Raw genomic sequence first — 20,004 nt, 5'->3', positions numbered from 1 at the left:
GCTTATCACGTCCTTCATCGGCTCTCGGTGCCAAGGCATCCACTCTACGCTCTTAGTAGCTTGACCTAATCCGTTCAACTTACGTTGACGGTTTGTCATTTTGTGCCTTGTTAATCATCATAAATGATGAATACAAAGAATGTTTGCTTAACACGGTTAAGTGTTAATGCAATTGTTTATCGGTTAAATTGTAGATATAAACCAACAGATTACCTGTTTGTTACCCTGACAACTTGCGTTATCATTAGGCGCTAAAATAAATTTTAGCTTGCTCACTTAATGAGCATTTGAAGTTTAAATCTATCATTTGATTGTGTTTAGTTTTCAAAGTACAAGTTGTCGTCCTAATCATCACTGATTACCGCCGACTTCATTTATATTACAGTATAATCCTACATACGTCAACAACTTTTTTAACTTTTTATGATTATTTTACTTCATCCTTTATTTCTAGTCCTAATTGTTAGTATTTTATAAATTTCTTAATATTACTTTTTATCATTTATGTTATCACCTATATATGATATAATATTCTCAAAAGTTAGAGAAAGGAGTTCTTTATGCCTAACGATCCTATTCAATTACAAGAGTTTCAAAATTTTATAGATGCTATTCTTATCCGAAACAAAAGTATCCTTGATCAAACAACTAAATTGCAAGATGCATGTACTCACTTATGTCGAACCATTTCAAAATCTGCTACAACATGTGGTTGTATTACTATTGATGCCCATAAACAGCCTTATAATCTCTCAGAAGATATCTCCCTCGATATTTTAAAAAAACAAATGAGTACCCATGTTAACGGTAAGCTTTGTGAAGAATGTCAGGAATTATTAGAAAAAGAATGTGGCCGCCTTCTTTTTTATTTGGGTGCTATAGCTAATACCTTTGACATATCTTTAGCAGATGCTATAACTAAAGAAAAATACCGTACTGAAATGTTAGGTAAGTATTCATTAAAATAATATCGGTTTTTCTTAGGCCTCTTCTCATCTCTTAAATAAGAAGAGGTCTATTTTTAATTAAATATGTTATACTAACATAAAATAAAAAATATTTGTTTACTTTATTTTATTTTTTTTATGAAACTAAGGAGGATTCTATGAACTTAAGACCCAGAGCAGCTGCTATTATTATAAATGACAAAAAAGAACTATTGGTTCTTAAACAAAAGCATCCTAAAACAGGCTTTGAATGGTGGACATTACCTGGAGGAGGCATGGAGCCAGAAGAAAGTGTCATTGACACCATTGTTCGTGAAGTAGAAGAAGAATGTAGTGTGCGTTGTCGTCCTCTTAGGCTTCTTTATCTTAGTGAATATGTGGACTACTCCATTAATACTCATCATTTAGGCATGTTTTTTCTCACTTCTATTGATAATCCTGAAGAGTTAAAACCAGGCTTTGACCCTGAGGTTGATGAACAATATATTCAGGAATGTCGTTATATCTCCGAGAAAGAACTCAAAGCTTCTGGAATCCCTATATTCCCACCTGTCTTTAAAGATCAATTCTGGAGAGATTTAGAAAACAATTTTTGTAATCATGAAGTTTACCAACGTGGACAAGTTTCCCATCAAAATGAATAAAAAGGTAGTACACCCACTCTTTTTATGAGTAGGCTGTGCTACCTTTTTATTTCAATTATTTACTTTTAAAAACCTAATGGTATACCCAAAGCAAAGAAACCAATAAGTACAGTTGACCAAATTGCTAAAAATCCGAGTGAATAAGGAAACATTAAACCAATTAAATCTCCAACTGAATACTCTGGTTTATATTTTCTCATAAACACAAGAATAAGTCCTGCATAAGACATAAGTGGTGTAATGATATTTGTTGATGAATCTGCTACACGATAAGCTGCTGCTACTATATCTGGTGTCATCGCACTATTTACCTGATAAAGCATAGGAATAAAGATAGGTCCAAGTAGCATCCATTTAGAGGTTAGTCCTCCTACAAATAGATTAATAATTGCTGTTGTAATGATAAATCCAATGATTAATAAAATAGGATACTGTGCAAGCCCCATTTTTTCAAGTGCTGTAGCACCTAAATAAGTGATATAGGTACCAAGTTGTGATTCACTAAGAAGTGCTAGAAAGTTGTAAGAAAAAAAGGTTAATACAATCACATAACCCATTGAACTCATTGAAGTTGACATTGCTTTTACAACGTCCATAGATTTTTTAAATGCCCCTACTTTTATACCATAAAATAAACCTGGCATAAAGAAAAGAAAAGTAATCATAAGAATAATATTATCTATAAAGGGTGTTATCTCCTTAACAACCCCCTCTGTCTCTATTGTATAGGATGCTAAAGGTCCAAAACCGAGAATTGCTACAATAATAAGTCCTATAATCAGCCCAAGTCCAGCCCATTTAAGTGCTTTATTCTCTTCCGGTTTTACTGTAAAGTCATCTAAATGCATGTCCTCAGGAATGCAATATTCCTGTTTTTCAAGCCTTGGTTTAACAAACTTAATAGTAATAACTCCACCTACAAAAGTTAGAATAATTGTAGATACTGCAATAAAATAATAATGCATTGTAGCAGGTGTAAGTGGATTACCTGCTGCATTTAAAAAGGGAATTCCCTGTGCTTCGGCAAAAATCTTTGCATTTGAACCAATAATAATATCACTGGGTGTGGCAGGAAGGAGATTGGCACTAAATCCTGCTGATACACCAGCAAAAGCTGCTGCCATACCAATAAGTGGGTTCTTTTTAAGTCCTGCATATAAAATACCTGCAAGTGGAATAAGAATTACATAACCTGCATCTGTTGCCACACTACTCATAATCCCTAAAAATACCAATACAAATGGTAGGAAACGATCAGATACTTTTATACCTACTTTTTTAATTAATGTAGAAAGAAGTCCAGATTGCTCTGCAAGTCCAACACCTAGCATAACAACTAAAATGGTTCCTAATACTCCTCCACCATAAGATAACCAATTTTTAAGAAGTGCGTTGTCAAATATCCATCTGATATTTTCAGCGGTAAACATGTTCTTAATTTCATAAGTAATCATGCTACCATCCTTTGCGACCATACTAAAAGTCATTTCTCCAAGGAAAAGTGTAATTATTAACGTTACTGCATATAAAATCATAAATATGATAACTGGATCAGGTATTTTTTTTCCAATTTTCTCAATAATAGATGGTTTTTTCATATTTTTCTCTCTCACATTATCCTCCTATCTATCTCGTTTTAAAATTATGTTAACTTGTTTTTTCTACAGTATATCAAGTTTTTGATGCTAATACAACATTCTCTTGCAAGAAATTTATGTAAACATTTTATTTTACTCTTTTAACCTTAAAAAGTGACCTTTTACTTATTACAAGTAAAAGGTCACTACATTTGTTCTCTATTTTTCTTTCATTTATTAAATTAATCTATACAATTCAAAAAGGTAAATCTGAACGTTCTTCAAAAACACTCCAAATCACTTCACTTAATGTATTTTTTTCAATGACTTGTAAATTCTCAAAACTTACAGCACGTTGCATTGCTCTTCGTGCCACATAAACTCTTTTATAGCCCATTCGATCAGCTTCTTTTAATCGGGCTTCTAGTGTAGGAACTCTTTTTAACTCACCAGTTAGGCCAACATCTGCTATAAATAAAGTATGACTTGGAATAGCCTTGCCTTTTTCAGAAGAAACAATACTCATAGCCACTGCTAAATTAACTGCCTGCTCTTTAAGCTTTAAGCCACCCGTTGTTTTTACCACTACATTTTTATCATAAAGCTGTATTTTTCCACGTTGTTCTAATATAGAAATAAGTGTGTTAAGCTGCTCTCTTTTGACATTCTCACTGATCCGAGCAGGATAAGGAGTAAAGGAAGTGCTTACTAAGCTCTCAATCTCTACAATAATCGGTCTTGTTCCTTCTTTAACTACGGTTAGCGCACATCCAGAAATTTGCTCATTTGCTTCTCTTTGAGTCATAAAATATTCAGAAGGATTCTCGATAGGATTCATTCCGCCTTCTGTCATAGCAAAAAATGCTGCTTCTCCTGTTGAACCAAAACGATTTTTCGAGGCAATTACTCCCCTTAACTCTTCACCACTTTCACCTTCTATAATAAGAACGGTGTCCACCAGATGCTCCAAAGCTCTTACTCCAGCAATTTCGTCATCCTTTGTCATCTGCCCTACAATAATAACTGCCCGTGGTCTAGTCCCATTTTTAGCCACCTGCAAGAGGGCATTTGCACACTCCATCGTTTGTACAGGACTTCCTGGACGTGAAGGATATTCCTCCATAATAAATGTTTGTATACTATCAATAATAATAAGGTCCGCTTCAACTTGCTGAATAGTTGCTAAGACATTATTCATACTTACATCTGAATGAATCCAAATATTAGGGCTAATGGATTGAAAAATACGTTCTGCTCGATTTTTAATCTGACTTTCACTTTCTTCTCCTGATGCATAAAGCACATTCATTCCTTTTTCCGCTATATCTTGTGCTACCTGTAAAAGAAGCGTTGATTTGCCTGCTCCTGGTCTTGCTGTAATAATTGTTAAAGAGTCCTTTACAATACCTCCTCCCATTACACGATTAAACTCACTTATACCTGTTATAATACGTTCTGAACTGCTGCCTGTTACATCAATGAGTCTTTTAGATAAGCTAGTCCCCTTCATCTTACTCACTATTCCTGCTTTTTTAATAGAGGGTGTTTCTTGTTCTATAATGGTATTCCACTCTTTGCATGCATCACACCTGCCTTGCCATTTCGAATAAACTTGTCCACATTCTTTACATACATAGTTTGTTTTCAACTTCATTTTTCTCATCCTTAACAAAAAGCTGATTAAGAAACCTTTTGTGTTCCCTAACCAGCTTTATTTTACTATAATCTTTTAAGTATTACGTTTTGTGGTTCTTTTGTACAATCTACAGAGAAAATCACTTTTCCTCCCACACTTGATTTCACATTCCCCACTATTATATCACTAATAACTAATTTATATTCTGTATTGGAATCTAACTCTAATGTAATTTGTGAGTTACCATTACCTTCTACACAAAAGCTTATTTCTTTATCTGTAATTTTTAGGTTATGCACAGCTGTACCAGGCATAGACTCATAAACAAGTTCTCCATCCCTTTTAAGCTTTGTTACTTCATAAAAAGTTTTAGCTTTATAAAGTCTACCTTCTACTTCAAAATCTAATACCTTTGTTTTTTCTGGAAGCTCATAATTTCCAAAGCTAAGTGTGCCATCTTGCTCCACGCGAATAATTTCACTTACAACAGCCATTGCTAAATCCTCCAATATTTATCTCTTTAATCACTTTTTAAGCTCTAACTACTTACAATTATACATGAAGTGTCCTAAAAAGTATATGCTTATTCTTTAATAAATTCATTTGCCAATTTGTAGTAGATATTATCTATAGCCTACATTCTTATTGTCTAGTAAATAGGAAATTTTCTCCTTCTAAACTAACCTTTAGAGTATCTCCTTCTTTTACCTTGCCTTCAAGTATTTCGTCTGAAAGCTTATCTTCGATATAGGTTTGAATGGTACGACGAAGAGGTCTTGCACCATAGGTTTTATCATAACCCTTTTTAGCTAAAAACTCTAAAGCTTCTTCTGTAAGTTCAAGCTCTATCCCTATATTTTTACTAATGCGTTTTAAAAGATTTTTAATCATGACATCAGCAATACTTCGAATATTCTCCGTTGTAAGTGGATGGAATACTAAAAGCTCATCAATACGATTTAAGAATTCTGGTCTAAAGAGGCGTTTTACCTCTTCCATCACACCTTTTTTCATATCTTGATAAGACTTTTCTGCATCTTCATTTGATATGAAACCTAACTTTTTAGGTTCAATAATATTACGTGCGCCAATATTAGATGTCATAATAATAATAGTATTTTTAAAGTTAATCTTTCGCCCTCTTGAATCCGTAATATGCCCATCATCTAATATTTGCAATAAAATATTAAAAACATCTGAATGCGCCTTTTCTATTTCATCAAAGAGCACAACGGAATAAGGTTTTCTCCTTACTTTCTCAGTAAGTTGGCCTCCTTCTTCATAACCTACATATCCAGGAGGTGAACCAATGAGTTTTGAGACTGTGTGTTTTTCCATATACTCTGACATATCAATACGAATCATCGTATTTTCATCACCAAACATAGCCTCAGCAAGTGTTTTGGTTAACTCTGTTTTACCTACCCCTGTAGGACCTAAGAATAAGAAAGAACCAATTGGACGGTTAGGGTCTTTAAGTCCTACACGTCCTCTTCTTACTGCCTTAGATACGGCTTTAATGGCTTCGTCTTGACCAATTACTCTCTCATGAAGAATTTTTTCAAGGTTTTGAAGACGTTCATACTCTTCTTCTGCTAAACGTTTAACTGGGATATGAGTCCATGTGCTAACTACATCTGCAATCTCTTCTTCAGATACAATCTGACTACTTTTTGTATGCTTCGTTTCCCATTCCATTTTAGCATTAGCTATTTTTTCTTTTACTAAATTTTCTTTTTGCTTAATTTGGCCAGCTTTTTCATACTCTTCATTAATAATAGCTTCTTCTTTATCTTTATTTAATTTTAAAAGTTCAGCTTCTAATTCTTTTACATTTGTAGGTGATGTATAAGCTCTTAATCGTACCTTAGAGGCCGCTTCATCTAGAAGATCAATAGCTTTATCAGGTAAATAACGATCAGCTATATAACGACTTGAAAGTTTAACAGCTGCTTCAAGGGCATCTTCTGTAATTTGTACTTGGTGATGTACTTCATATTTGTCTTTAATCCCCTTTAGGATAGCTAAGGTTTCATCCTCTGAAGGCTCTTCTACCTGTACCGGCTGGAAACGTCTTTCAAGGGCAGCATCCTTTTCAATGTGCTTCCTGTATTCATCTAAAGTAGTTGCTCCTACTAGTTGAATTTCCCCTCTAGCTAAAGAAGGCTTTAGAATATTAGAGGCATCCATGGCTCCTTCTGCCGCTCCAGCTCCAATAATTGTATGAAGCTCATCAATAAAAAGAATAATATCCTTTGCAGCACGCACCTCATCTAGTACCTTATTGATACGTTCTTCAAACTCACCACGGTATTTCGTACCTGAAATCATGCTAGAAAGGTCTAAGGACACTACTCGTCTATCTTTAAGAAGTTCTGGAATCGTTCCTGCTACAATTTTTTGAGCTAGTCCTTCTACTACAGCAGTCTTACCTACACCTGGCTCTCCTACTAAACAAGGATTATTCTTGGTACGACGAGATAGGATTTGAATAACACGTTCAATCTCCATCTCTCTTCCAATAATAGGATCAAATCTTTCCTCTCTTGCTAGTTGTGTCAAATCCCTACTGTACTTATCCAAAGTAGGTGTTGTCGATTTCCCTACTTGATTGGTTTGTTTTGTACTTGAAAAGCTTGCTTCTGGTTTTTGACTGTTACCCATCAGCATCTCAATAAGACTATTGGAAAGCTTTGTTGTATTGACGCCTAAAGATTCTAGTAGTTTTACAGCTACACAGGTTTTCTCCTTTAGAATAGAAACAAGAAGATATTCTGTTCCTATTGCTGCAGTTCCCAATTGACGTGCCAATTGAGCACTGGTCTCAAAAATACGTTTAACACGAGGGGTAAAGTCTCTACCATGTACTAAAGTAACACTCCCTATTCCTATGACGTCACGTATACGCTCTAACAAATCCTCTTCTGTTAAGCCATAATCCTCAATTGCTTTTTGGGCAACTGAATCATTGGCATGAATCAGACCAACTAATAAATGTTCTGTACCTAAATACCCATGACCAAACTGTGTCATCACTTGTTCTGCATATTCAATGGCTATTTGAGCTTGTTTTGTAAATCTAATTTCCATCTATTGTCCATCTCCTTTTGCATCGTCTATTAGAATTTTTCCCCACAGTAAATACAATAGGTCGCATCCACATGATTGCCCGTATTACAATTTTCACAGATTTTCATGACTTCAAAACCTTCTTTATTTTTTTCTGGTTTTTGAGCTGCTGCCATATTTTCATCCCAAGTTGTTTTTACATCTCTTTTATAGCTATCAAAACTGTCCTTTTGATTACTTACTATATCATTAATAATCTTTTCTCTTTTTTCAATCTCATGAATAAGATTGGTAATTTGGTTATAAAGTACCGTCTGAACTTTTGATTCATCTCCCTGTATATAAGCTGTATACTGTTCTTCACCTAATTTTTGATAAAGTTTTTTCAAATCATTTTTTAGTCCAAGGAGCTCGGTGCGATAAACGGTTTGATCAAAAGATTTTTGTGTCTGCTCTCCCATTTCTTTTACTGTACTTGTAATACTCTCTCCAATTTTAGTAAATATATCTTTCATAGTATCGCTCTCCTATCTATTTACTATTTTCTTTATTATAGTCAAATTCCTTATGTTTTTCTAGTCTATTCCTTATGATGCTTTAAATGATTCGTGTCAAGAGTGGGATAGAGATACAGCTAAACAACGTAGAAATAAAAATAAGCTGTGACGCTAATAGCGCATCACTTCCATATTCCTTAGCCATTAGTCCCGCATTAGTAGCTACTGGCATACCCGCTATAATAACAGGAATACTTAATAAAAAGAGGTCTTCTACACGAAGAATATATTTGATTAAAATAAGTGTTAACAACGGTAAAATAATAAGACGTATGGCTACAAGTATATAGGCTTTGTTATTATTAAACATTTGTGAAAGAGGAAGCTCACTTAGCATAGCACCAATGACAATCATTGATAAAGGCGTACAAAGTCCACCTACTGCATCTACTGCGCCTGTCACAAACCTTGGTAATGGCAAATTGAGCATGAAAAGTATGAGTCCTACTATACTTGCCACTGTCCCTGGATTAATAAGTGCGTTTAACTTAAAAGCTTTTTTCCCTTCTAAATGACCACTTAACAATTTCACACCTAGAGTATAGACCAAAACATTAAAAATTATATTATGTATCACCACATAAAATATAATTTCTTTGCCAAAAATAGCCTGTAAAACAGGAATACCCATAAATCCACAGTTTGAAAAAGTAATAACATAACTATAAATTCCCTTTTTAGCCTTATCTTTTGTAAGAAAATGTGCAGTTATAGTTCCTACTATAACTGCTAAAGCATAGCTTACTGTAGCTACTCCTAATAATAACATGCCTCTATATAATTTTTCAGGGGTAGCAGGAATAAGCATTCCTGAAATCATAAGTGCTGGCATACAGACTTTAATGACAAAGCTAGAGAATTCTTGTGTCCCCTCCTCTGTAATCACTTGCAGTTTGCCTAATAAATAACCAAAAATAAGCAATAAAAATAAAATCCCTAATTGAATATAAACATTTTGTAATTCCATGAAGTCTCCCCTCCCTATGTGCATTGTTCTATTCTATCATACTTCATTTGGGTTTTGAACTAAGAAAGGAGATATTATTAATGGTACTGGAGTAAAAAAATAGAGGCACTAATAAGGCCTCTTTATACATTTTATGTATTTATTGCAAAGCTAATTTTAATACTCCTATCTACTTGAGCCATAAGCTCATCATCTAAATGGCAGATCTTCTCTTTTAGTCTTCTTTTATCAATCGTTCGTATTTGCTCAAGGAGGATAACAGAATTTTTAACAAGTTCATATTCTGCTGCATCAATCTCCACATGGGTAGGAAGTTTTGCTTTATTAATCTTAGAAGTAATCGCCGCACAGATTACTGTAGGGCTAAATTTGTTACCAACGTCATTTTGTACTACAAGGACTGGGCGAATACCGCCCTGTTCTGAACCAATTACTGGACTTAAATCTGCATAAAATATATCTCCACGTTTTACTTGCACTTTTACTCACACTCCGCTATACGATCGTAATAAGACTCGACCTCTCTTTCTACTTCAAAATAAAGTTTTGAAAGTGATAAATTGATATCTGCCATCTCTTGATATCCTTTTTTCATCGTACCTACTTTAATTTTGCTAGCAGTGCCTTTAAGGCTCTCTAACCCGTTGGCTTTTGTATTACCTCTTGACTCAGTCATTGCAAATCACTCCCACCTAACATCGTGATTTACTCCTACTCTAGCTATTACTATTTTTGCCATTTTTTCATAACTCTATACGATGTTATTTAATTTTTTCAATCTTTTAAACATATAATCGTGGTACACGTTTTCCAATCATACACATTATCTCATAATTAATAGTCTCTAATGCTATCGCTAGTTCTTCTATAGGAATAGTCTTATCACCTTGTTTTCCAAAAATAACGACTTCATCTTCTACTTTTACTCCCTTGATGTGTGTCACATCTACCATAAACTGATCCATACAAATATTTCCCACTATAGGTGCAAATTGTCCATGAATGAGGACTTTTCCTTTTCCTGCAAGTCTTCTGGAGTAACCATCTGCATAGCCAATGGGAATCGTAGCAATCTTTGTTTTTTGTTTGGTGTAAAACTTTCTTCCATAGCCAACATAGTGACCTTCTGGTAATTCCTTTACATGTACCACTTGTGATTTAAGTGTCATAGCTGGTCTTAAATCAAGTATTTTGTTTTGTAAGTAACTTGAAGGATAATAACCGTATAAAATAATACCTGGTCTTACCATATTGAGATGGGTGTAAGGATGACACATTGTTGCAGCACTGTTAGCAGCATGAATAACAGGCAAATCAATCCCTACTTCATTTAATTCCTTTAAAAAACCTTCAAAAATGCTCCATTGATTCTTTGTATAGGTTATATCTTCTTCATCAGCTGTAGAAAAATGTGTAAAAATTCCTTCCATATTAATATGAGGAAGCTCTGCTATCTTTTTTACCTCTTCAATGCTTTGTGAAGAAGAGAGAAAGCCAATCCTACCCATACCTGTATCTACTTTTAAGTGAATATTAACTGTTTTATTTAACTTCTTGGCTTCATCAGAAATATAGCCTGCCATCTCTAGTGAAAAAACAGTCTGTGTTAAATCATTTTCAATAAGCGTTTTGATATCTGCCTTAGGTGTATAACCTAAAACTAAAATCGGTGAAGTAATCCCTTCTTTTCTTAACTCTTCTCCTTCTTTTGCAATGGCTACTGCAAAACGATTAACTCCTTGCTCCTGAAGAATTTTAGCTACCTCAATGGCTCCATGACCATAACCATCTGCCTTAATGATTCCCATAATCTCTGTATGTTTAGGTATAATACTTCTAATCTGTGTATAATTATGTTTAATAGCCTCTATGCTAATTTCTGCGACTACACGTGGTCTAAGAGTATTCATTTCCTACCTCCTTGGAATATCCTATTAAATATCCCACTTTATCTCTGGGTTATACTTAAAATCTTTATAATCAACTTGTATCGACTTCTTCCCTTCAACATCTAGTATTTCCATTCTAATAGGTTTAAAAGTTTCCTCCATAAAATAGATATTCTGTTTCGCTAAATACTTATAATTACCAGGTATCTCCATCTCTATTACAAGGACTTCTTTACCCTCCAATGTGCTTTTAGATGTCTGTATTTCACTCATCTTTTCATAACGTTCTAAAAAAGAGGAAAGCATTGTTTCATTTCTTGCGTTACTAGCTTTAGCTAACGTTTCTGTTTGGCTATTGGGATTATATTCCTTTATTTTTTCTCCATCAAAATAAAGAATATAACCTTTAAGGTGAGGAGGTGCTTCAATCTTTAAATGATATTTGCCACCTATTTCTACCTTTTGATACATTTCCATTACATTCTCTTGCCCTTCTGCTAAAAAAGTAATGGTTACATTTGCTTCATAGCTTTTCATACTTTTTAGAAACTCTGGTAAACTTATATTTTTTATCTTTCCTATTTTTTTATTACACCCATAAAAGGTGAAGGCAGTCATTAGTAAAAGAATGAATAATACAACCTTCCGTACCTTAAACATATTACCTCCTTAATTGATTAATCAGTAAGGGAAGTAAATCTCCTCTGCCTATAATGCCTACTAAACTTCTTTTCTTATCTACAACTGGTATATGATTGATTCGCCTATTTACCATCATACAAACAACTTCTTCAATAGAATGATTCTCTCCTACTGTATAAACAGGCGACGACATAATGTCTTTTGCAGATAACTTTTGAATGGCGTCTTTTTTAGCCTGCTGCAACTCCCCATCTATAGATAATATACTCTGAATAAACTCAAGATATGATGGAATATTTAATACTTTTCTTTTTGTCATCAAATCTTGTTCTGTAAGAATACCTATTACCTCTTGTCTTTCATTGAGTACAGGAACACCACTAATATTATTTTCTAGTAATACCATCAAAACATCTACCAATGAATCTTCTTCGCTCACTGAGATGACTTCTCTTTTCATGATATCTTTTACTTGCATAGCCCTCTCCCCTTTTAAATTGACTTAGTACCCAATAAGTTCTTTAAAAGCCTGTTCGATCCCTTCAAACAAATCTGTCGGTAAAAAAGCATAGGTTGTTTTTCTCTCTGCTACACGATCCCCTGCATAGCTGTGCAGATAGACACCTAATTGTGCACTTGCTGATGCCAATAGCCCTTGTGCTAATAAACCTGCTATAACACCTGAGAGTACATCACCTGAGCCACCTTTAGCCATACCACTATTCCCTCTTGTATTAATATATACATTACCTGTAGGTTCTACTACCAGTGTTCTTTCTGTTTTTAATACCATCGTAACGTGATACCTGCTTGCAAAATCTTTTGTTATTTTTATTGGATTATCAACTATTTCTTGTATCGTTAAGCCTGTTAATGCTGCCAGCTCACCTGGATGAGGGGTCAAAATGGTTGGCGCTTTACGATTTTTAAGTAATTCTAACTTGTTTTTCAAAAGCACAAGAGCATCTGCATCTATTACACAAGGTTTATCACTAATAAGGACTTGGAAAACTACTTTTTCTGCTCCTGTTCCTCTTCCCATTCCAGGACCTATTAGTACAATATCTTGCTTTTGTATAAGTGGTTTTAATACTTGGATAGCTTCTTCACTTAACTGCCCTTCTTTATCTGCAAGAGGTAAGGACATCACTTCTGTTAGCTTACACTCAATTACTTGGTGGATACTATTAGGGACGGCTGCTGTAACTAAACCTGCTCCTACTTTAAGAGCTGCTTGACTAGCTAGGACAATAGCTCCTGACATCCCCATTTGCCCCCCTATTGCTAGTACTCTTCCATAAGTACCCTTATTACTTCGACTATACCTTTTAGGTAAGTACTTCCTCATTTCTAGTCTATCTATATGCCAATAAGGTGATTTTATTTCCTCCAATAAAGCCTTGGGAATACCAATGTCCACTACTCTAACTTCACCTGTATATTCAAAAGCTGGATAAAGCAAAAGTCCCAGTTTAGGTGCCACAAAAGTAATGGTCTCATTTGCAAAAACAGCTGTCCCTAGTACCTTGCCTTCTTCTGTTTCTATACCTGACGGACAATCTACACTCATTACATAGGCATCTGCTTCATTTATTTTCTCTATTACCTTCCTGTATTTTCCCTCTATAGGACGTGTTAACCCTGTTCCAAAAAGTGCATCTATAATAAGTGTTGCTTTATTAAGATATTCCTCTAATAAAACTTCAGCTCCTTCATTAAGGGAAATAATATGAACTCCTAGTTTTTTTATTATTTCATAGTAGATTTTACCATCTGCCGATAATTTATCTGGTGAGGCAACTAAAAAAACATCCACTCTCCTGTTTTCTAAACCTGCCAGCAATCTAGCTATTGCTAGGCCATCTCCTCCGTTATTTCCAGGACCACATACAATAACAATACGCTTAGCAAAGTCAAGTGCTTTTATTCGCTCTACCACACAGAGTGCTGCATGCTCCATCAAAAGAACACTTGGAATGGCATATTCCTCTATAGCTCTTTTATCTAACTCTCTTATCTGCTGAGGAACTAATACTTTCATTTTACTCACTTCTTTCTATTAAAGCATAGGCAACTGCATACTCCTTACAGTGTGAAATGCTCACCTGAATCTCTTTAGCCCCAAGTTCTTGAAGCAATTCCTTTGCATTATTATAAACAGTTGCTGTTGGTTTTCCTAATGTATTGGGTAAAATCTCAATGTCTATAAGTGAAAAGGTTCTAAATCCTGTCCCAAAGGCCTTACTGATGGCTTCTTTAGCTGCAAAAATTCCAGCAATGGTCTCTGCTTTATACTGTTTCTTAAAAAAATAAGCTTGTTCTTTTTCTGTAAATGCTTTATTTAAAAAGCTTGTTGTGCCTTGAGCTACTTTTTGTATACGCGCTATTTCTATAATATCTGTCCCAATTCCTATTATCATTTCTTTTTATCCCACAATTCCTTATCTATTACTTCAATTTGCTGCTGACCTATTACATGATGTAAGTATTGATAAATACCTTTTAAAACATGCTCATTTTTTTTCTTTTCATTGGTTTTTTCCACAACCTTTTGTCTTAGGGTATCTATTTCTCTTTCCAATGTCTGAACCTGGACCTTACAAAGAGTAATATACCCATAACCTACTGCTACAATCTCTTCAATAATTTCTTTGTTAATTTGTTCAATTTCTGATTCTACTTCCTGTAAACGCTTTTCAATATCCTCTAACTTTTGATTAGCACCCAAAGTACTTTCATGAAGCTTATTGAGCTTAGCTATCTTAGCTACATCATCTTCAGTATGTAAGGCCCCACTGAGTTCTAAAATCTCTTTTAAAAAATTTTGTTTTACTACATTATAATCCTTATAATCATTATTAAGCTTTCCTTGTTCCTTTAAAAGGTCATGAAGCTTTCTCTCATTTTTTGCAATAAGGTCACTTACAATTTGTCCACGTATAGAATGCCACAGAGGATCAAGTAGTACTATCGGCAATTTTTTAGTCTCTAGTATTTCTTTAATATACATTTTTTTAGTATCGATTTGTTCATTTGAAACAGTAACTTCATGTTCTACGTGATCTTCTAAAATAATTTTTCGTTGCTTTTTCAAAAAATCAAACATTTTTCCCCATCCTTTTATAGGCTCTATTTAGACCTTTACCACTTCAATTTTTTATCTTTTCTTTTATTATATTATAGCTCATTCCCTAAAAAAATCCTATTGCATTATATAAATCATAAAAAAATGTTCATTTATCTTAAGATTTCCCCTTAAGAAAAATGAACATTTTTCTAAAAACATATTATAAATTATCACCTTCGTTGATCTTATATGCAAGCGTCATCAGGCTATGTGAAAGGTGCACATTCTCTATCTGCACTTCACTAGGTAAAAACAAATCAACAGGTGAGAAATTCCAAAGTCCTTTAATCCCCCAGCTAGCTAAGTTCTCTGCAATATCCTTTACTCTTGTTTTAGGTACAGTAAGTATAGCAATATCTATCTTGTTTTCCTTTACAAATTGCTCCATTTGATCAATATCTTTTACTTCTATCCCACGAATGCTCATGCCAATAAGCCTTGGATTAACATCAAATAAACCAACCAGATGAAAACCTCTTTTTTCAAAAGACCCATAATTTGCAAGAGCTTGTCCCAGATTACCTACTCCTACAATAATCATCTTATAATTTTGATCTAGACCTAGTATTTTTGCAATTTCAGAATGAAGATATTCAACATTATACCCATATCCTTGTTGTCCAAAACCACCAAAATTATTAAGATCTTGACGAATTTGTGAAGCAGTTACATTCATTTTTTCACTAAGCTCCCTAGAAGAGATCTTATCGACCCCTTTTTCTAATAGTTCCCCTAGGTATCTATAGTAACGCGGTAATCTTCTTATTACAGCCATAGATATTTTTCTTTCTTCCGTCACCTTCTCATCTCCTTAACTCTTTCTATTCTATCTAGTATAGCATTATAGTTTTTTTATTGTCAATCTCTCCTAATTAAGGTATTTCTTTTATTTTAGCTATTTTTTTGATACTATTAAAGTGTAACCCATAAGGAGGATAGATATGATTATTTCTTGTAGTAATATAAAAAAAGCTTTTGATGAAAAAACCATCCTAAATACGATTAGTTTTCATATAGAAGAATATGAAAAGGTGGCTCTTATCGGCAATAACGGAGCTGGTAAAACAACTTTATTCAAAATTTTAACAGGTGAGCTAACTGCTGATGAAGGTGCTGTTACCTACTCTAAAGAGAGTAGCATCGGTTATTTAAAGCAAGAAATGGATTTTGAATCAGGTGCTACCGTTTACGAAGAGCTCCTTCATGTTTTTGATTCTGTCATTGCAATGGAGCACAAACTTCATGAAATGGAAGAAGAAATTGCTAAAACCTCATCACTTGAACTGATACATGCCTATGATAATTTACGCATGACCTTCGAAAATAATAAAGGTTATGAATATCGCAGCCTTGTAAAAGGTGTACTAAAAGGTCTAGGTTTTGATAAAAGTGTTTATGATAAGCCTCTTTCTATTTTATCTGGGGGGCAAAAAAATCGTGTAGCCCTTGGTAAATTACTTCTTGAAGAGCCTTCTCTTTTACTTTTAGATGAGCCCACTAATCATTTAGATATTGAAGCTATTGAATGGCTTGAAGGTTTTTTAAAAGCTTATAAAGGTGCTGTTATTATCATTTCTCATGACCGTTACTTTTTAGACAAGATTGTAAACAAAGTCATTCATTTAGAATTTGGTAGAGCCTTTACGTATAATGGCAACTATAGTGATTATGTCATTAAAAGTGAAAAAGAGTATGAAGTAGCTGTGAAGCATTTTGAAAAACAACAACGCGAAATCGCTAAACAACAAGCTGTTATTGCAAAACTTAAACAGTTTAATCGTGAAAAATCTCTTAGGCGAGCTAGAAGCCGTGAAAAACAACTTGAAAAAATAGAACGCCTTGATGCACCCATGTTAGATAATAAACCCATGCAGCTTCGCCTTGTTCCTCGCATTACCAGTGGAAATGATGTGTTAACCATAAAGGATTTAAGTAAGTCCTTTGACCAACTACCTCTTTTCCAAAATTTTAATCTTCAAATAAAAAAAGAAGATAAGGTAGCTCTAGTTGGTCCTAATGGTGTAGGTAAAACGACTTTATTCAAAATTATTATGGGAGAACTCGAAGCTTCATTTGGTAACTCTCAACTTGGTAGTAATGTGGTGATTGGTTATTATGACCAAGAGCATATGAACCTTACTCCTGAAAATACTATTTTATCAGAAATTGAAGATGCTTTCCCTGACCTTAAAATAGGGGAAATCCGTAATGTCTTAGCAGCTTTCTTATTTACAGAAGATGATGTCTTTAAGTCTATTTCTACTCTAAGTGGTGGGGAAAAGGGACGTGTGGCCTTAGCTAAAATTATGCTTTCTAAAGCTAACTTCCTTATCCTTGATGAGCCTACTAACCATTTAGATATCCTTTCTAAAGAAATACTTGAAAGCGCCATATGTAACTATGAAGGTACTGTACTCTATATTTCTCACGACCGTTACTTTATTAATCAAACGGCTACAAAAATTATTGAAATGAATGCTTTAGGAGCTGCCGAATACTTAGGTGACTATGATTACTATGTAGAAAAGAAAAAGGAAAAGGCTCCTACACCTCCTCTTCATTCTCTCTCTTCTACTCCTATCACTTCTCCTACTAAAGATGATTGGAAAAAACAAAAGGAGCAACAGGCTAAAATTAAAAAATGTGAGAATGATATGCATAAATTAGAAAATAGTATTGAAGAAAAAGAGGCACGCCTTATAGAAATTGATGAACTCCTTTGTCTTGAGGAAGTCTATACTGACTTTACACGCTCTAAAGATTTAATGCAAGAAAAAGAAAATCTCACTCTTCTTATTCAAGAAGATTATACTAAGTGGGAGGAATTATCTGAAACACTTGATAGCTTACGGATAGAATAAATTAAAAAGTCCTTTTACCTCTGAAGTTTTTCTTCTGATCTAAAAGGACTTTTAGTTATAATTTAATATTAGTTGTTACATTATGAACATGCTTATTCATAAGATTTTCTGCCTTCTTCCCATCACCTTCTTCAATGGCTTTATAGATTGCAGTATGTTCTTCTAAAAGACGTTGCATACGTCCTGGTATTTCTACTGATTGTTTACGAACTTTTTGTATATAAGAGTGGTAATCAGATAAAAGATGCATTAGAATTTTACTTTTCGTTGCTTTATAAATACAGTCATGGAAACGATGGTCTAACTCTAGTACATGACTACAGTCCTCCTTTCCAATATAGAAGGCAGTAAGCGTTAAAATTTCTTCCATCTCCACAAGCTCTTCCTTAGTAACACGTTCAGCTGCCATACTTCCTGCTAAACCTTCGAGTCGATTACGAATTTTAAAAATGTCTTGTACATCTTCTTCTGAAATCCCTGTTACAATCGTTTCTTTGTTTGGTATGGATTGTACAAGTCCTTCAAGCTCTAACTTTCTAATGGCCTCTCTAACAGGTGTACGACTTACATGAAGTTCAGCAGCAATAACTGTCTCCCTTAAAACCTCTCCTGGTTTATACCTGCCCTCCAGAATAGATTCTCTCATAGTAGCAAAAACTTTCTCTCTTAATGACGATTTGTCGGATGTATCTAATTGTTCAAGCACTATTATCCTCCTCATAGTGACATTTTAAACTGGTATTATTGTATACAACCATTTTAGCAAATTTCACGTATCTTTCAATAGTTTTTCTTAATATTGTATCCATCTCCCCTCTTCATCTTTATAACAAACCATACTTTGTATAATATCTCTATCTAGTATCTTCCATCTCTTTTCTGACATATCTATTTGCGTCTTCCACTCAATCCAAATTTTATAAGAACGCTCAACTTCCTTTCTACTCCATTCATCATACTCTTTATTGATTACTTCAGTAGTTTCTACAATACTCATCTCTAGTAGACCTTCTTTATTTATCTTGATATCCTTTGGTTGGACTGCTATCCTTGCATCAAGCACATCTTTATTGTTAATAAACCATTCTTTAAAATCACTTAATAGCTTGTCTTTATTTACTAAAGCTACGTAATTACTTATACCATTGGTAGAGTGTTTTTTAATGTCATCTATGTATATTTGATAAAAGTCAGTTATATAATGCTTCAAACTTTCCATCCCTGAAGTAGAAAGTTGGGCTCCTGTCCAATCAAAGCACCTATTTTCTTTATTAATAACAATCTTTTCTGTTAGCGGCTTAATAGCATCATTAGGATGATAAATTTTTAAATCATAGGTCCCTTCTAAAATATTCTTAAATACCACTTGTCCACCTGTATTGATCTGCTTTACTCCTGCTAACTCTACAATAGTTCCTTTTAAAGCTTTAATCTCCACTGTAAGGGCTGTATAATCTAAAAAAAGTTCTGCATGCTGTGGTACTTCCATAATACCTATATAATCAGAGTAAATATGATTGGGAAATTCAATTTTTACGCTATATTGACCTGGAAGAGCTTGCTCCATATAATAATAATCTCCTGTATAATCTTTCACTTCTCTTCCCTCTATAAATACTCTAGAGCCTATAGGAGCATAGACTTTTAAATCGGTTAAAACAAATGGACATTTGACCTTCCATTGTCTCCCCACTTTAATGAGCTCTAACTTTTCTACTTTTTGTTCTTCATCATAAATATAGTCAATATAAACATAAGCTTGTTGCTCCTTATTTAATACTTTATTTATTCCATAAGAAGCTTTACGTACTTGTACAAGCTTAGCCTCTCTTTCGTAAAGTCTTTTATAACATGCTATAATATCTTCCTTCTCATACGCCTTATCCATTTCACTTAAATCTAGTAGTTCGTATAACCTATCATATTTTTTCTCTTTTAAATACGCTAAATAAGTATTTAACACATTTTTAGGTCCCCAGTAATAATCCCCAATTAAAAAAATTGTTCCTAAAACTAGGATTCCTATTAAAAAAATTCCTATTTTCCATTTACGTTTCCTTAATTGCCCTTGCTCCATATTGCCTCCCC

At 34.0% G+C, this 20,004-nt stretch carries 20 protein-coding genes; 3 read left to right on the top strand and 17 right to left on the bottom strand.

Annotated features, from left to right (window positions below; genetic code table 11):
- The first annotated feature begins 560 nt into the window (after positions 1 to 560).
- Both CS063_RS14025 and CS063_RS14020 read left to right on the top strand, forming a co-directional pair.
- Positions 561 to 968, top strand: a complete 408-nt coding sequence (locus tag CS063_RS14025; protein ID WP_099450327.1) for a nucleoside triphosphate pyrophosphohydrolase family protein — start codon at positions 561 to 563, stop codon at positions 966 to 968.
- Between the two features lie 137 nt (positions 969 to 1,105).
- Complete coding sequence (locus tag CS063_RS14020) at positions 1,106 to 1,591, top strand: NUDIX domain-containing protein (RefSeq protein WP_099450326.1); 486 nt, start codon at positions 1,106 to 1,108, stop codon at positions 1,589 to 1,591.
- 65 nt (positions 1,592 to 1,656) lie between these two features.
- Here the strand turns inward: CS063_RS14020 and CS063_RS14015 are convergent, their stop codons facing one another.
- The 15 genes from CS063_RS14015 to CS063_RS13945 all read right to left on the bottom strand — a co-directional run bounded on the left by CS063_RS14015 (position 1,657) and on the right by CS063_RS13945 (position 15,854).
- Positions 1,657 to 3,204, bottom strand: a complete 1,548-nt coding sequence (locus tag CS063_RS14015) for an AbgT family transporter (RefSeq protein WP_308415521.1) — start codon at positions 3,202 to 3,204, stop codon at positions 1,657 to 1,659.
- A gap of 220 nt (positions 3,205 to 3,424) precedes the next feature.
- Positions 3,425 to 4,822 carry a DNA repair protein RadA gene (gene radA / locus CS063_RS14010; protein WP_099450325.1) on the bottom strand — a complete coding sequence of 466 codons (1,398 nt, stop codon included), beginning with the start codon at positions 4,820 to 4,822 and terminating at the stop codon, positions 3,425 to 3,427.
- 65 nt (positions 4,823 to 4,887) lie between these two features.
- Entirely contained in the window at positions 4,888 to 5,298 is a 411-nt protein-coding gene (locus CS063_RS14005; protein WP_099450324.1) for an endosialidase, read from the bottom strand.
- Positions 5,299 to 5,446: 148 nt separating this feature from the next.
- Positions 5,447 to 7,894, bottom strand: coding sequence for an ATP-dependent Clp protease ATP-binding subunit (locus tag CS063_RS14000; RefSeq protein WP_099450323.1), 2,448 nt, complete (start codon positions 7,892 to 7,894; stop codon positions 5,447 to 5,449).
- Positions 7,895 to 7,923: 29 nt separating this feature from the next.
- Positions 7,924 to 8,388, bottom strand: coding sequence for a zinc ribbon domain-containing protein (locus tag CS063_RS13995; protein WP_099450322.1), 465 nt, complete (start codon positions 8,386 to 8,388; stop codon positions 7,924 to 7,926).
- Positions 8,389 to 8,470: 82 nt separating this feature from the next.
- Positions 8,471 to 9,397 carry an AEC family transporter gene (locus CS063_RS13990; protein WP_099450321.1) on the bottom strand — a complete coding sequence of 309 codons (927 nt, stop codon included), beginning with the start codon at positions 9,395 to 9,397 and terminating at the stop codon, positions 8,471 to 8,473.
- A 131-nt stretch (positions 9,398 to 9,528) separates the two neighbouring features.
- The gene (locus CS063_RS13985; protein WP_099450320.1) at positions 9,529 to 9,876 is read right to left on the bottom strand and encodes a type II toxin-antitoxin system PemK/MazF family toxin; all 348 of its coding nucleotides are present in this window, start codon (positions 9,874 to 9,876) and stop codon (positions 9,529 to 9,531) included.
- 2 nt (positions 9,877 to 9,878) lie between these two features.
- Positions 9,879 to 10,073, bottom strand: a complete 195-nt coding sequence (locus CS063_RS13980) for a hypothetical protein (RefSeq protein WP_099450319.1) — start codon at positions 10,071 to 10,073, stop codon at positions 9,879 to 9,881.
- A 106-nt stretch (positions 10,074 to 10,179) separates the two neighbouring features.
- Positions 10,180 to 11,307, bottom strand: coding sequence for an alanine racemase (gene alr / locus CS063_RS13975; protein WP_099450318.1), 1,128 nt, complete (start codon positions 11,305 to 11,307; stop codon positions 10,180 to 10,182).
- A gap of 24 nt (positions 11,308 to 11,331) precedes the next feature.
- A complete protein-coding gene (locus CS063_RS13970) occupies positions 11,332 to 11,946 on the bottom strand; it encodes an outer membrane lipoprotein carrier protein LolA (protein ID WP_099450317.1) in 615 nt (204 codons plus the stop codon).
- A gap of 1 nt (position 11,947) precedes the next feature.
- Complete coding sequence (locus CS063_RS13965) at positions 11,948 to 12,406, bottom strand: CBS domain-containing protein (protein WP_099450316.1); 459 nt, start codon at positions 12,404 to 12,406, stop codon at positions 11,948 to 11,950.
- A gap of 24 nt (positions 12,407 to 12,430) precedes the next feature.
- Positions 12,431 to 13,969, bottom strand: coding sequence for an NAD(P)H-hydrate dehydratase (locus tag CS063_RS13960; RefSeq protein ID WP_099450315.1), 1,539 nt, complete (start codon positions 13,967 to 13,969; stop codon positions 12,431 to 12,433).
- 1 nt (position 13,970) lies between these two features.
- Positions 13,971 to 14,348: a holo-ACP synthase gene (acpS, locus tag CS063_RS13955; RefSeq protein ID WP_099450314.1), complete on the bottom strand. Its 378-nt coding sequence runs from the start codon at positions 14,346 to 14,348 to the stop codon at positions 13,971 to 13,973.
- The gene (locus CS063_RS13950) at positions 14,345 to 15,034 is read right to left on the bottom strand and encodes a hypothetical protein (protein WP_099450313.1); all 690 of its coding nucleotides are present in this window, start codon (positions 15,032 to 15,034) and stop codon (positions 14,345 to 14,347) included. Before CS063_RS13950 ends, acpS begins: the two co-directional genes overlap by 4 nt.
- Positions 15,035 to 15,215: 181 nt before the next feature.
- Positions 15,216 to 15,854, bottom strand: a complete 639-nt coding sequence (locus CS063_RS13945) for a redox-sensing transcriptional repressor Rex (RefSeq protein WP_099450312.1) — start codon at positions 15,852 to 15,854, stop codon at positions 15,216 to 15,218.
- Positions 15,855 to 15,996: 142 nt separating this feature from the next.
- On the opposite strand from CS063_RS13945, the gene abc-f reads away from it, so the two are divergent.
- A complete protein-coding gene (gene abc-f / locus CS063_RS13940; protein ID WP_099450311.1) occupies positions 15,997 to 17,916 on the top strand; it encodes a ribosomal protection-like ABC-F family protein in 1,920 nt (639 codons plus the stop codon).
- A gap of 55 nt (positions 17,917 to 17,971) precedes the next feature.
- Here the strand turns inward: abc-f and CS063_RS13935 are convergent, their stop codons facing one another.
- Together CS063_RS13935 and CS063_RS13930 are read right to left on the bottom strand one after the other, a co-directional pair.
- Positions 17,972 to 18,622 carry a GntR family transcriptional regulator gene (locus CS063_RS13935; RefSeq protein WP_330401021.1) on the bottom strand — a complete coding sequence of 217 codons (651 nt, stop codon included), beginning with the start codon at positions 18,620 to 18,622 and terminating at the stop codon, positions 17,972 to 17,974.
- A gap of 87 nt (positions 18,623 to 18,709) precedes the next feature.
- Positions 18,710 to 19,993, bottom strand: coding sequence for a DUF4878 domain-containing protein (locus tag CS063_RS13930; protein WP_099450309.1), 1,284 nt, complete (start codon positions 19,991 to 19,993; stop codon positions 18,710 to 18,712).
- Between the last annotated feature and the right edge of the window lie 11 nt (positions 19,994 to 20,004).

It is taken from the genome of Sporanaerobium hydrogeniformans (assembly GCF_002735925.1).
Classification (GTDB): domain Bacteria; phylum Bacillota; class Clostridia; order Lachnospirales; family Cellulosilyticaceae; genus Sporanaerobium; species Sporanaerobium hydrogeniformans.
Note: the sequence above shows the minus strand (reverse complement) of the source record. Positions and strands in the feature narration are given on the sequence as shown.